The sequence below is a fragment of the Alteromonas sp. NFXS44 genome (assembly GCF_040148705.1).
In the GTDB taxonomy this organism is placed as follows: Bacteria; Pseudomonadota; Gammaproteobacteria; order Enterobacterales; family Alteromonadaceae; genus Alteromonas.
The window spans coordinates 193,840-208,034 of record NZ_JAGDEA010000012.1 but is presented as its reverse complement, the minus strand read 5'-3'; the positions used below and the strand labels follow the sequence as shown (position 1 = coordinate 208,034).

The following is a 14,195-nucleotide window of genomic DNA, read 5'->3' as shown; positions in this document are numbered from 1 at the left end:
TTTCCTTATTTTAAAGTGAAGTCGCGATTTCTGTTCCGTAGAAATCGATATATCAGTCGCATCTGCAACTAACAGTGTTATTAACAGCTAAATTCTCCACGTCTGTTGCCGGGACTTCTAAAACCGCAAAAGACATATAAGGAGGATCAGATGAAAGCATTTACGGGATTATAGTCCAATTACAGAATTGTAAAGAACTATTCACCACCGGTTTTCAAATAACTACGATGAATAACTTAAAAAGGTTTGAAAAAGCGCCGGCATAGGGGAAGCCGGCGCATGAGGGTCAGATAAGCCACCAGCTTAACTGATAGGGACGCAGTGAAATAGCCTGTTCGTGACCACTGAGCTTGCTGTCACTTAACAAGTCCCGGGCCGGTTTATGTTCGATAGTATTCAAAATATTGCCGCTTACCTGCTGTGGATGCTCGCTGAAATTGCACAGGCCCAGCATTTTCTGGCCCTGCTGGTTGTAGCGGACAAAACCAAAGCAATGGTGATTACCGGTATCCAGAATTTCCGTACGGGCATCACCGAAAACGGCATGCTGCCTGCGGATATTCAGCATTGTTTTCAGACCATTAAAGACTTTTCGTTGGCAGGCTTCATTAAGGCCGGCCGGCGCTTTGTCCTGGTTCATCACATTTTCAATATGCGCATCAGTAACCGCTATACGGTTTACCCAGCGGTCATCATGACGCTTCGCCGGGTTGTCGCGGTAGCTGTAGTCGTTCAGTAAACCGAGTTCATCGCTGGAATAAATAAGCGGAATACCGCCGATAGAAAAGGTAATGCCGTAAAGCAACAGCATACGTTCTATGGCTGTGTCGATGGCATTCTGATCCATGCTGACCAGTGCTTTTTCCAGTCCGCAAAGTGAAGCCAGTGAACCACATACACGGCAATCACCATTAGACGGATTTTCTGCAAAAGGAACACCTGACGAAAACGAACCTTCAAAACGACCGGTGAAATACTGGTTCAGGAAGTAACGGTGATCATAAGGGTTAACACCAATCTCATGGGCTACGCCGTCATCGAATGTCCAGCCAATATCATCGTGACAACGCACATAGTTCACCCATGTGGTGTCGTCAGGAATGACAAAGCTCTTCTTCAGAGATTGTGTCAGCAGGCGTGTTTTTCTTGTGGCGAGACTGTTCCACAATAATGCCATTAATAACGGGTTATAAGACAGCTGGCACTCTTTCTTATTGATGTACTTCACCACCTCGTCAGGATGCACAATCGCTTCTGATTTGAATACAACGGCCGGCGCAACGATTTGAAGGCAGGCGTTGAATGCCTGGATCAGGCGGTGGGCATTGGGCTGATTTTCGCAGTTGGTGCCCATGTCCTTCCAGATAAAGGCGAGGGCATCCAGACGCAGTCCTGCACAACCTATGTTTGCCAGAAACAGCATTTCTGAAGTGATGGCGTTAAACACTTCCGGATTACTGTAATTTAAATCCCACTGGAAACTGTTGAACGTCGTCCACACCCATTTTTCCATGGTGTCGTTGTAGGTGAAGCTGCCCCTGCGGACCTGAGGGAAAATTTCCCGTAAATCCCGCTCATATTGATCAGGAATGGTACGGTCATCAAACAGGTAATAATAGTTCTGACAGGTTTTATCCCCCGCCAGCGCAGCTTTTGCCCATGCGTGTTCGTCTGAGGTGTGGTTAAAAACGAAATCCAGCACCAGGTCTATGCCTTCTGCCTGCAACGCATCTGACAGAGCTTCAAGATCTTTCATATTACCCAGTGACGGGTTCACTTTGCGGTAATCGGAAACTGCGTAGCCGCCATCGCTGTCACCTTCGGGTGAATCGTACAGTGGCATTAAATGAATGTAGGTGATCCCCAGCGCTTTATAGTAGGGGATTTTATGGTGCAAATCTTTCAGTGTCGGACCCATGAGATCGACGTAACAGGCGAGTCCGGTTTGTTCCTGACCTTTATACCAGCGGGGATCCTTCAGCTTGGCAGCATCCTGCTGTTTTAACTTTGGCTTACGGGCTTTTAGTCCGTCTCGCAGCAGCTCTACCAGTTTTTGCAGATGGTAATAACAGTCATACTGATGACCATACACAAAGGTATAACGTTGGAATAACGTGGGGAAGTGGGCTTCCAGACGACTGACAAAGGTTGCACTGTCGCGCTTACTGAGCATGGACAGATCCACAGAAGCCAGAATACGGCTTAAACACTGTTCACTGTCTGCGGCATAATTCATTTTATACTCCTGCCTTTCACTGTAAACACCGGAAGATGGCGGTTTGGAATTCACATTTGATTCACAATGATGTTTACAGAGTTTGTACGTTCTGTTACTTTATCTTAAACGATTAAGTGATTTTTGCAAAACATTCTGTATGACTTATTTCTAGTGTCTCAGGAGAAATTATCTACACTTAATCGAAAAAGTCTCACACGTTTAAATGGTTAAGTTTAGACGAGGTGATGATAAAAAAATGTTAATAGTTGAAATTTAATCCTCAGGTGAGGGGCCACAGGTTGCCTTATCTGCAGTTTATGAGGCAGCCGTATGCAACAGTCGAACAGCCAGTTCATTCGATGGCTTACGTACTTAATGTTTATGATGTTCGCAATGACATCAGATTCTGTGGGCGAAATAATTAAAGAAGTGAAAGTGGCGTTTGATGTCACGAATGCTCAGGCAAGTCTGATGCATTCCCTGCCCATGCTGGGTATTGCAATGTCCGGGTTGTTACTGGGGTTTCTTGCTGACCGTCTTGGTCGTAAAACCACCATCATAATCGGCTTAAGTGTGTTCGGTCTGGCGTGCTACAGCTTCTTTATCGCCAACAACTTTGTTTTTATTGTCAGCCTGATGACCTTATCCGGCATTGCGGTGGGTATTTTTAAAACAGGTGCGCTGGCGCTTATCGGTGATATTTCCTCATCAACGAAACAGCATACCGCTACCATGAACGGTGCTGAGGCCTTCTTTGGAGTGGGGGCGATAATCGGCCCGCTGATTGTTGCCTGGCTTATCCATAAAGGTGTGCCCTGGCAATACCTGTACATCATCGCCGGCGGGATCTGTACATTTCTGATAGTGGTTGCGGTGTGGGTGAAATATCCGGTTTATACCCGCAATCAGGACGACAGTGCTGAGAAAGTCTCAGTCCGTCAAAGTTTGTCTCTGGTTAAAAATCCCTATGCGCTGGGTTTTTCCACCGGTGCCTTTTTATATGTTGCTGCGGAAAGTGCGATTTATGTGTGGATGCCAAGTTATCTGGTGTGCGACGCAGCCTCGTTAAAAGCGACTTATGATTGTTATGCCGGCGGCACGGCGCAAACTCTGGCCATTTATTCTGTTACTGCTTTTTTCATTCTCCGTGCTGCCGGACGTTTTGTCGGGATCTGGATGATGAGTCATTTTAACTGGGCACTGGTACTGATGTTATTCAGTGGCGCCATTGTTGTATGCTTTGCCGGCGGTCTGATGGGAGGCAAGCAGGTGGCACTTTATCTGTTCCCGCTTACCGGCATCTTTATGTCGGTAATTTATCCGACGTTTAATTCCAAAGGCATCAGTTGCTTTCCTAAACATCAGCACGGATCGGTGGCGGGTGTGATACTCTTTTTCACTGCAGCCGGAGCAGCGGCCGGTCCGTTCATTATGGGACTGGTCAGTGACGCAAATGGTGGCGATGCTAAATATGGCTTTATGGTTGCCACCGTGTTTGCCAGTTTGCTGTTTGCCGGTCTGTTATTTAATTATCTGAAGAACCCGACTCAACGTCAGTTAGAAAAAATTGAGGCTAGTGAATATGGCGCTGCTTGATCAGTATTATGCGGTTATTGAAGCCGGCGGAACAAAGTTTAATTGCGCTATTGTGGATGCTGCCAGGCATATCGTTGAAGAAATCCGCATACCCACTACGACGCCGGAAGAAACCTTGGCTGCCTGTGTCAGTTTCTTTGAAGCACAGCGGGCCAGAGGCTACCACTTTTCGAAGGTGGGAATTGCCAGTTTTGGTCCGTTGGATTTGGATAAAAGCTCCGATACCTGGGGCTTCATTACCAAAACGCCGAAACCTCACTGGAGCTTCGCGTCTTTGGCGCCTTACTTTGCCAGCGCACTGGATTGTGAGGTTGAAATTGATACCGACGTGAATGCTGCAGCGCTGGCGGAATATCGCTGGGGTGCAGCGCAGGAAGCCAGCGTGGCTGTGTATGTAACCGTAGGTACCGGTGTCGGCGGCGGAGTGGTGATTAACGGAAAGCCCCTGCATGGTCTGGTGCATCCTGAAATGGGCCATTTTAAAGTCATCCCGCCAAAGGGCATAGAAGGTGTGTGCCCTTTCCACGGTAATTGTGTGGAAGGTCTGGCATCAGGTACGGCACTGGGTAAAATCTGGGGTCAGCCGTCTGATACGCTGCCGGATGATCACGAAGCCTGGGATAAACTTGCCGACGTGCTGGCGCAATTGTGCCATAACCTGATGGTAGGTTTCAGCGCCAAAAAAATCGTGTTCGGTGGCGGTGTAATGCAGAAAACGGGCATGATGGAGCGTATTGTTTATAAAACGTCAGCCAGCCTGAAGGACTACATTGTCTTCCCTCAGGGCAAGAGTCTGGACGACATTATTTGTCTGCCGGGGCTGGGTACCCGCTCGGGCATTTATGGCGCGCTGGCGCTGCTGGACCATGACGCATAACGTGTCAGTTAATTTCGTACAGTTCCAGTGGTAAACCATCGGGATCCTGAAAGAACGTAAAGCGTTTTTGTGTGTAGGGATCGGTACGGATATCTTCGCAGCTGACATCATGTGCTGTCAGCTGCGCCACAGCCTTATCAATATCACTGACTTTAAAAGCCAGATGCCTTAATCCCTGCGCCTCGGGGCGTGAAGGTCTTGCCGGTGCGCCGGGAAAGGAAAATAACTCTATCTGAGAGCCATCTGGCAGGGCGAGGTCGCACTTCCATGAATCCCGTGCTTCACGGTAATTTTCGTCAATAACACTGAAACCCAGTATGTCTGTGTAAAAGGCTTTTGAAGCCTGATAGTCGTTGCAGATTATCGCAACATGATGAAAGCCGTTTAGCATGGTGTTCCTCAGCGGGACAATGTCCTTAAAAAAGGAGACACCGGCGGGTCTCTCCTTACATAGGTGGTGTCAGTTGCTCAGGGCACATCACTGCCGCGGGCTGACTCAAGCAGAGCGTACCAGTGTTCACGGCTTAAGGTGACGTTAGTTGCCTCTGTGCACTGCCTGATACGTTGCAGGTTTGTGGTACCGATCACAGGTTGAATGCCGGCAGGATGGCGCATCAGCCAGCCCAGTACAATGGCTTCCGGTGACACACCATACTCTGCTGCCAGTTTGGTAACCAGCGCCGCCGTGGCAACATCTTCTTCAAATTCAGCATTGCCGCCGGTATACCGGCCCTGTGCCAGGCTTCCCCATGCCTGCAGCTGCACCTTATTCAGCATACAATGTTCAATGGTTCCGGGCGCATAGCCCTTGTTGCGGTTGTGGACACTGTTAGTGGTAATGCCATCTTCTACCCAGTCGCGGAATGCCAGGCTCATTTCAAGCTGATTGGCGACAATGGGTGTATCCAGTGCACTTTGCAAAAATGCAATTTGATGACCGTGCATGTTAGACACACCGAGGTGTTTAATTTTGCCTGAAGCCTGCAAATCATGAATGGTTTGTGCAACTTCGCTGAGTTCAATCAGCGGGTCAGGTCTGTGCAGCAGTAAAATATCCAGTTGCTCAATGCCTAAACGGGACAAAATACCGTCTACAGATTCCGTTATCCATTTGGCAGAAAAGTCATAGCGCTTGGGACCTGCTTCATCTTCAAAGCGGATGGCGCATTTTGATTGTAGAATCATCTTCTCTTTCAGCGATGGTGCATCTTTTAGCACTTGCCCGAATACCTGTTCCGCTTTGGTCAGTGTATAAATATCGGCATGATCGAAAACGGTGATGTTATTTTCAAGCGCTGTTTCGATGACGTCTCTGGCCTGCGTGTAATGTTCACGGGTGACCGGGGAGCTGTCCCAGTCACCGCCGAGGCCCATACAGCCGTAGACCAGTTTACTCGCGTTAGGAAAGTAGTGAGATAACATGCAAAGTCCTGAATTGATTTTGTTTATTTTTGCCAGATTAACATGTTTTCAGGTATCCGGATCGGGTTTGCAATCGTATGTAAGCTAAACATGTTTAATTTGATTGTAAGAGTGCCAGCTATGCGTTTATTCACTTTTTTCATTTTCGCTTTTTTTGCGATTTCCGGTTGTACATCGAAACCGGAGGGCATACAGCCGGTAAAAGATTTCCGGCTCGACAGATATCTGGGTACCTGGTACGAGATTGCAAGATTACCCCATTCCTTTGAAGAGGGCCTTACACAAGTAACGGCGACTTATTCTCTGGCTGAAGACGGCAGTGTGAAAGTTATCAACCGTGGATTTGACGGCGAAGATAACAAATGGGACGAGGCTGAAGGTAAGGCCCTGTTCGTAGAAGATGAGCAAACCGCGCACCTTAAAGTGTCTTTCTTCGGGCCCTTCTATGCCAGCTATGTAGTGATAGCGCTGGATGAAGACTACCAGTACGCCATGGTGACCGGTCCCGACCACGATTATTTGTGGATCTTGTCCCGTAATCCGTCGATGCAGGAGGATTTGCTGCGATCTCTGGTAAGTAAAGCAGAGGGAATGGGTTACGACACCGGTAAGTTGATCTACGTTAAACAGGATGTGCACCGTGCTGAATGAGCGGCACGGAAAATAAAACCCTGCTACAATTGCGGTTTTTCCTCACCGGAGTAAATTGTGGAAAATCGTGTAATGAGCCGTGCGGGCAGCGCATGTGAGTTGTGTGGCAGTCAGGACCTGGTTGCACTGTACGAAGTGCCTTTTTCACCTGACAGTGAAGCGGATACGCATATCGCTGCGTGTCAGGTTTGCCGTGACCAGTTAAATGGCGAAAGTGAATTAAATGCAGACCACTGGCGCTGCCTGAACGAAGCCGTGTGGTCGCCTGTTGCACCGGTACAGGTGACGGCGTGGCGCATGCTGAATAAGCTGAAATCAGAGACCTGGGCTCAGGATTTGCTGGACATTGCGTATCTGGAAGACAATGTGCGTGCCTGGGGCGAGGCCGGTCTGGTGGATCTGAACCGTGAGCCGACACTGGATTGCAACGGAACCGCGCTGGCTGCCGGTGACACCGTTCATCTGGTCAAAGATCTGAACGTGAAAGGCGCCACATTCACTGCAAAGCGGGGAACGGCTGTACGTAATATTGGCTTAAGTGATAACCCGCTTCATATCGAAGGCCGTGTAAACGGTACCCGCATCGTCATTATTGCCGCCTATACAAAGAAAGCCTGAAACCCGGGTCAGACTGTCGCGCATTTTACCTGAGCAAGGTGCGCGACATTCGTGCACAGTGGCGTCTTATCAGGCATAATTAGCCAGAGAAACAGACAACACAGGCAAAATACACCCGATGCAGACGTTAACTATCCGCACCCCCGATGACTGGCACTTACATTTCCGCGACGGCGATATGCTGGGCGAGACCGTACCGGCAACAGCCCGTTGCTTCGCCAGAGCGATTGTCATGCCGAATCTGGTTCCGCCGGTCACCAATGCTGAAATGGCAACTGCGTATAAGCAGCGCATTGAAGCAGCGCGACCTGCGGGTAGTCAGTTTGAGCCGTTAATGACGCTCTATCTGACCAATCAGACGACTGCTGAAGATATTGCAGCGGCAAAAGCAGCCGGGGTGGTTGCCTGTAAATTATATCCGGCGGGTGCAACGACTAACTCTGATGCAGCCGTTTCTGCCATTGAAGCACTTTATCCAGTGTTCGAAGCCATGCAGGCACACGGTCTTTTACTGTTGATCCACGGCGAAGTCACGGAAAATCACATCGATATTTTCGACCGTGAAAAAGTGTTTATCGATACCCATCTGCGTCCTATTGTTGCAGCTTTTCCTGAACTGAAGATTGTATTTGAGCACATTACTACGGCCGATGCCGCTGAATTCGTGATGCAGGCCAGTGATAACGTGGCTGCGACCATTACGCCCCAGCACCTTCTGCTGAACCGTAATGATTTACTGGTTGGCGGTGTACGTCCCCATAACTATTGTTTACCGGTATTGAAACGCAATGCTCACCAGAAGGCGTTGCAGGAAGCGGTAGCCACCGGCTCGCCTAAATTTTTCCTGGGCACAGACTCTGCGCCTCACGCCCGACACCGTAAAGAAAATGCCTGCGGTTGTGCCGGTTGTTACAGTGCCTGGAGTGCTATTGAGCTTTATGCAGAAATTTTTGATGAGCTGAATATTCTGGATAAATTTGAGGGCTTTGCCAGTCTTCACGGTGCGAACTTCTATGGTTTGCCATTAAATGAAGGCACCATCACGCTGGTTAATTCTCCGTGGCAGGTGCCTGAAGTGGTTACATTACCGGACGGCACTGAAATGGTACCGTTTCATGCAGGGAAGACACTTAAATGGAAGCTGGAGCAGTCTCTTTCTTAAGATGGCTCACCGGCGGTCTGAGTCTTCTGGCCAGCGTTCTCGTTTCTGTTAACGCTGAGCCATTGTCGGTTATTGTCAGTCCTGTGCCTGTGTTTTCTGAGGAAATGCAGGATGGCGAATTACGCGGGTATACGGTCAGTCTTATCCGCGGAGTGTTGTCAGAAGCAGGGCTGGAAGACAGTATCAGACCGGAACCTTTTGCCCGCATGCTGGCGGATTTGAAAAAGAATCCGCATCAGTTGGGGGCCTCGGTGGTACGCACGCCACAAAGAGAATCCCAATATCACTGGATCATGCCGGTAACGGCGACGCCCAATCAACTGTACATTAAAAAAGAAAGTGTTTTTGCCCGGTCAGGGGTATCGTCGCTGAACCAGCTTTCTTCCATTGCAGTTATGCGCGATGACTACCGTCATGAGTTGCTCAGACAAGCCAATGTGTCCGGCGTACTGGCGGTGAATTCCTGGGAACAGGCAATCGGCACATTGCTGAGAGACCGGGTTGAAGGTGTGCTTTTTTCTTCGGCCGGTGTCCGTCTGGTGTGCGCGCAAGCCCTGATGGATTGCGATGAACTTATCCCGGCTTACACCACCGGCACACCTGTCAGTTACCTGGTTCTGCCGAAGACAGAGGGCAGTGAAGCGCTGGCTTTGACCCTCACGCAGGCGGCAGAACGGTTCAGGCAAACCCCGGCATTTCGCCAGCTCGTCGATGAGGTGCAGGGTGAATTAACGGCTTTCGGTCTCATCGCCCGTACCGATGATGGTGTGTTGTATTTGTCAGACTCCCGGAGTATCGACAAAGCAGAGCATATCTGGGTGTTAGGGGAGCTCTCCGGTGATTTCGCGAAACTAAATTCGCGGCAGGAACTGGTGGGATATAATGCTGATTTAGTGCGCGCACTGTTAATTGAAGCTGATGTCGATGCCCCCTTGCTGCCAGTGCCCTGGCAGCGGTTAATACGGGAATCTCTGCAAAAGCCTAATGTGCTGGCATTTACCGTGGCCAGAACCCCGGAGCGTGAAGAACTCTTCCACTGGATAACGCCGGTAACCCGCAATAGTTACGGACTATTCGGGCTGGACGACGAAACCTGGGAGAATATAGACGATATTCCGAAAGGTAAGGTCACAGGAACAATCAAACGTGACTTTCGCAGCGATATAGCCCGTAAAGCGGGACTGCCTGTGGTGGAGTTCGATTCATGGGGAGAAGTGGTTGAAGCTCTGCATCAGGGAGATATTGACCTGGCATTTGCATCGCCCGGCGCCATGGACCACGGATGCAGGCAAAGTGCAGCCGGTTGTAAGCACATACAATTAGCTACCCGTCACAGTGAAGTGACTACCTGGGTGGTATTGTCGAAATCCGGAACAGATCCGATGCTGGTAGAAAAATTCACAGAAGCTGCCAGCCGGTTAAAACAATCAGAGAAATATTTGCAGTGGGCTGAGCGCTGGGCGAGAGACATTAACCAGCGCAGCAATACCCGCTATTCGGTCAGGGATGGCATCATGTATTTATATAGTATCGATAAGACACAATGACACAATTTTCAGAATTACACGCAATTTCCACCCCGCTTCAGGACGCTCTGGGCCGGCTTGGATTCCCGTCAATGACGCCGGTTCAGGCCGGTACGCTACCGCAGGCGCTGAAAGGCCGCGATATCATGGCTCAGGGGCAAACCGGCAGCGGCAAGACCGTGGCTTTTGCGGTGGCAACACTTAACCGGGTTGAAGTCACGGAATTTACTACTCAGGTTGTGGTGCTGTGTCCCACACGGGAACTGGCTGCACAGGTGGCTGAGCAATACCGTGCAGTGGGGCAGTGTATGTCGAATCTGAAGGTGCTTACATTGTGCGGCGGTGAGCCCATGGGTCCGCAAATTCAGTCTCTGAAACATGGCGCTCATGTGATAGTGGGTACGCCGGGCCGTATCCTTGATCATTTACAGAAAAACCGGATTGATTTGAGCGGCGTGACATCGCGGGTGCTGGATGAAGCTGACCGCATGCTCGACATGGGTTTTGCAGACGATGTAGATGAAATTTTTTCCTACACCGCTGAGCAGGTGCAGACATTACTCTTTTCTGCTACCTGGACCGACGGTATCAAACGGATGGCGAATAAATATCTCGCTGATCCTCTTACCTTCACTGCTAAGGCTGATGTGGTAGCGAATCCGGATATTGAGCAACAGGCGTATTCGGTAGAAGAGCATACCCGCCTCAATGCCTTAAAAGCCGTGCTGACCACCATTCAGCCAACCAAAGCGATTTTGTTTTGTAATACCCGTAAACGCGTAACCGAAGTGGTGGATGAACTGACCGCTGCCGGATTTTCCGTAGCCGGTTTGCAGGGGGAAATGGAACAACGTGAGCGTACCGACGTACTGGCCCGTTTCGCTGCTGAGGCGTTGTCAGTGCTGGTGGGAACGGACGTCGCTGCCCGTGGTCTGGATATCAAGGAAGTCGACTGTGTGATTAACGTGGATGTCAGTGAAGATGCAGATACCCATACACACCGTGTAGGGCGAACCGGCCGGGCCGGAGCGAAAGGTCTGGCGGTCTCACTGGTCAGTGACCGCGAGAAGGATCACTTCGAAAAGATTGAAGCATTCGCGGAAATGAAAATTCCTCTGAAAGGCTCACAGAGCCTCCGTTTTCATGCAAACCGTATCACCAGCCCTGTATATGTTTGTCTGCATGTGAATGCAGGTAAAAAAGAAAAATTACGTCCCGGTGACTTCCTTGGCTCGCTGGTGAAAGACGCGGATATTGCTGCTGATGATATTGGTAAGATTCAGGTACAGAACTCTCAGAGTTTCGTATCGGTGAAAGAGCGCAGTGCGAAGCGTGCATTAAAACTGTTCAGGGAAGGGAAGATTAAAGGCAAGCGTGTGCGTGCCCGCAAACTGGGTTAAGAAGATGGTAAACTACACACTGATTCGTATATGGCGGACATTCACCGCTTTTGGCAGCGGTTATTTTTTCAGCCTGATATAGTGAGGAGAGCAACTCACCACTCAGGCTGAAAAGGAGGCTCCATGTACGATGAGTTTTTATCCGTTTCTGTGTGCGATTATGCTGATGCATTGCCGCGTAGTCAGTTTTTACACTACGATATCCATTCACTGTGGCAACCCGTGCCACGCATTGCCGGACCTGCCTTTACGGTTAAGTGTGAACCCGGCGACCATCTTATGCTTCATGCCGCAATATACCGTGCAAACCCGGGCGATATCATCGTCGCGCAGGCCGATGATATGTACGCGCTGGCTGGCGGGAACGTATGTGCCATCGCGCAGCAGCGGGGTGTTGCCGGATTTATTATCGACGGTGTAATCCGTGATGTGCAGGAAGTGCGGGAGATGGAATTTCCTGTTTTTGCCAGAGGCGTATGTCCGAAACCCGGCGCGAAGAAGGTATTATCTCCCCTTAATCAGCCGGTTGAATGCGGTGGGGTTACTGTGAACCCAGGCGACATCATTGTTGCAGACGAAGAGGGGATCGCGGTTATTCCTCTGGCTGATGCAGCAAGTGTTCTGGATATCGCCAAAAAGAGAAATGAAAAGGATTCATCAGTGTCATTAGCACAATGGCAAGATGATCATCTTGAAAAAGTGGAATCCATCCTCACTAAGCTAGGGTTTAAAGAATAACCCGGACCCTCATATGTTTTCATTTTTTGAACGGCTGACCAGGCCGTTCCCTGACGAAGCCCCGACCCAACCACCAGAGGGGCTCGTTGCTTTTTGTCGTCATTATTCACGGGGAATGTGGCGCATTATTGCTGTTGTATCCTTATTGAGTGCAATTATTGCTGCGCTGGAAGTAGCATTGTTCGGCTTTCTGGGTCAGCTGGTAGACTGGTTTACAGCCCATGACCGTGACACATTCCTGCAGGACGAAATATGGACCCTGGCGGGAATGGGGGTTGTGGTTCTGGTATTAATCCCCGGCTGTATTTTGCTGCGTTCTCTGTTTAACAGGCAATCGCTGATGGGAAACTATCCCATGCGGATCCGCTGGCAGGCACACCGTTATCTGCTGGGACAGAGTTTAAGTTTCTTTCATAATGAATTTGCCGGCCGTGTCGCCACCAAGGTGATGCAAACGTCACTGGCTGTCCGTGAAACCGTAATGAAACTGCTGGATCTGATGGTGTACATCTGTGTGTACTTCATATCAATGGTGGTACTGGTTTTCTCAACGGACTGGCGTCTGGCCATGCCTCTCATCATCTGGTTCTTCGTTTACATTGGTATTTTGCGCATTCTGGTACCGAAGCTGAAAGCGGTATCGCAAGCTCAGGCAGATGCAAGAGCCGTAATGACCGGGCGTATCGTCGATAGCTACACCAACATCACCACCGTGAAACTGTTCTCTCACAGCCGCAGAGAAGCGGATTACGCTAAAGAAAGTATGGATGGTTTCCTGCAAACGGTTTATCCGCAAATGCGACTGGTCACCATTCTGGAAAACTGTGTGGAACTGGCTAATGCCATACTCATCTTTGCTATCGGCGCACTGTCTGTGTACCTGTGGATGCATGAAATCGTGTCACCGGGAGATATCGCTGTGGCCATCAGTCTGGTACTGCGCTTAAACGGCATGTCTCACTGGGTTATGTGGGAAGTGTCATCGCTGTTTGAAAATCTCGGTACGGTACAGGACGGAATGAATACGCTGGCGAAGCCCGTTGAGGTTAAAGATGCCGGGGATGCAGACGCCCTTGCCGTGAAAGGAGGCGCTATCCGTTTTGATAACGTGAACTTCTCCTATACCGGTAGTGATAACCGCGACATTAACGTATTTAATCAATTAGATATTGCCATCAAGCCGGGTGAAAAGGTCGGTCTGGTAGGGCGTTCAGGGGCCGGAAAATCAACCCTTGTTAATCTGCTGATGCGTTTTTACGATACCAATAGTGGTGAAATTCGCATTGACGGACAACCGGTAAAGTCTGTTTCCCAGGAGACGTTAAGAGAAAAAATCAGCATGGTGACCCAGGATACATCTCTGATGCACCGTTCTGTGCGGGATAACATCATCTACGGGCGTACTGACGCCACAGAAGAAGAAATGATAGAAGCGGCGAAGCAAGCTGAAGCCCATGACTTCATTCTTTCATTATCCGACAGTGAAGGGCGAACCGGTTATGACGCCCACGTGGGTGAACGGGGCGTGAAACTTTCCGGCGGTCAAAGACAGCGTATCGCCATTGCCCGTGTACTACTAAAAGATGCGCCCATTCTGATCCTTGATGAAGCGACCTCGGCGCTGGATTCAGAAGTTGAAGCGGCGATACAGGATTGTCTTAATTCAGTGATGGACAATAAAACCGTACTGGCAATTGCCCACAGGCTGTCTACCATTGCACAAATGGACCGTCTGCTGGTGCTGGACAGGGGAGAGATTGTGGAGTCGGGTACACACAGTGAGCTTGTTGCCCGTAACGGCATTTATGCGAAACTCTGGGCACACCAAACCGGTGGCTTCATCGGTGTTGAATAGGGTAAAAAGACGGATTGAAACCGTACCGGAAAGACAGAGTAAAGCGCCCCGTTGATAGAAGAGTAAGTGGCCTTGTAATTCAAAACTGACTGCATCAGAGGGATTTTGATGACAGCCAGTGTTGTATCTGTA

General features: G+C 49.7%; 12 protein-coding genes. 9 read left to right on the top strand and 3 right to left on the bottom strand.

The window, feature by feature from the left end; all coding sequences use genetic code 11:
• Nucleotides 1-286 precede the first annotated feature (286 nt).
• On the bottom strand, nucleotides 287-2,236 hold the full coding sequence (locus J3369_RS18005; protein ID WP_349589520.1) for an alpha-amylase family protein: 1,950 nt from the start codon (nucleotides 2,234-2,236) through the stop codon (nucleotides 287-289).
• 357 nt (nucleotides 2,237-2,593) lie between these two features.
• On the opposite strand from J3369_RS18005, the gene J3369_RS18000 reads away from it, so the two are divergent.
• A complete protein-coding gene (locus J3369_RS18000; RefSeq protein ID WP_349591054.1) occupies nucleotides 2,594-3,814 on the top strand; it encodes an MFS transporter in 1,221 nt (406 codons plus the stop codon).
• The gene (locus J3369_RS17995) at nucleotides 3,801-4,691 is read left to right on the top strand and encodes an ROK family protein (protein WP_349589518.1); all 891 of its coding nucleotides are present in this window, start codon (nucleotides 3,801-3,803) and stop codon (nucleotides 4,689-4,691) included. The genes J3369_RS18000 and J3369_RS17995 overlap by 14 nt, the downstream gene beginning before the upstream one ends.
• Before the next feature lie 4 nt (nucleotides 4,692-4,695).
• On the opposite strand, the gene gloA2 is transcribed toward J3369_RS17995, so the two are convergent.
• Together gloA2 and J3369_RS17985 are read right to left on the bottom strand one after the other, a co-directional pair.
• Nucleotides 4,696-5,082 (bottom strand): SMU1112c/YaeR family gloxylase I-like metalloprotein, encoded by a 387-nt coding sequence (gloA2, locus tag J3369_RS17990; RefSeq protein ID WP_303575512.1) that lies wholly within the window; start codon nucleotides 5,080-5,082, stop codon nucleotides 4,696-4,698.
• 77 nt (nucleotides 5,083-5,159) lie between these two features.
• Nucleotides 5,160-6,113, bottom strand: coding sequence for an aldo/keto reductase (locus J3369_RS17985; RefSeq protein WP_349589516.1), 954 nt, complete (start codon nucleotides 6,111-6,113; stop codon nucleotides 5,160-5,162).
• Between the two features lie 120 nt (nucleotides 6,114-6,233).
• Between J3369_RS17985 and J3369_RS17980 the strand changes: the two genes are divergently transcribed.
• From J3369_RS17980 to J3369_RS17950, 7 genes are all read left to right on the top strand, one after another.
• Nucleotides 6,234-6,764: a lipocalin family protein gene (locus J3369_RS17980; RefSeq protein ID WP_349591052.1), complete on the top strand. Its 531-nt coding sequence runs from the start codon at nucleotides 6,234-6,236 to the stop codon at nucleotides 6,762-6,764.
• 54 nt (nucleotides 6,765-6,818) lie between these two features.
• Nucleotides 6,819-7,382 carry a PhnA domain-containing protein gene (locus tag J3369_RS17975; protein WP_349591049.1) on the top strand — a complete coding sequence of 188 codons (564 nt, stop codon included), beginning with the start codon at nucleotides 6,819-6,821 and terminating at the stop codon, nucleotides 7,380-7,382.
• Nucleotides 7,383-7,500: 118 nt separating this feature from the next.
• Nucleotides 7,501-8,544 carry a dihydroorotase gene (pyrC, locus tag J3369_RS17970; protein WP_349589514.1) on the top strand — a complete coding sequence of 348 codons (1,044 nt, stop codon included), beginning with the start codon at nucleotides 7,501-7,503 and terminating at the stop codon, nucleotides 8,542-8,544.
• Complete coding sequence (locus tag J3369_RS17965; RefSeq protein WP_303575507.1) at nucleotides 8,517-10,091, top strand: substrate-binding periplasmic protein; 1,575 nt, start codon at nucleotides 8,517-8,519, stop codon at nucleotides 10,089-10,091. Before pyrC ends, J3369_RS17965 begins: the two co-directional genes overlap by 28 nt.
• Nucleotides 10,088-11,470, top strand: a complete 1,383-nt coding sequence (gene dbpA / locus J3369_RS17960) for an ATP-dependent RNA helicase DbpA (protein ID WP_349589511.1) — start codon at nucleotides 10,088-10,090, stop codon at nucleotides 11,468-11,470. Before J3369_RS17965 ends, dbpA begins: the two co-directional genes overlap by 4 nt.
• Nucleotides 11,471-11,593: 123 nt before the next feature.
• Complete coding sequence (locus J3369_RS17955; protein ID WP_349589509.1) at nucleotides 11,594-12,208, top strand: RraA family protein; 615 nt, start codon at nucleotides 11,594-11,596, stop codon at nucleotides 12,206-12,208.
• A gap of 13 nt (nucleotides 12,209-12,221) precedes the next feature.
• Complete coding sequence (locus J3369_RS17950) at nucleotides 12,222-14,063, top strand: ABC transporter ATP-binding protein (protein WP_349589507.1); 1,842 nt, start codon at nucleotides 12,222-12,224, stop codon at nucleotides 14,061-14,063.
• Nucleotides 14,064-14,195: the final 132 nt, after the last annotated feature.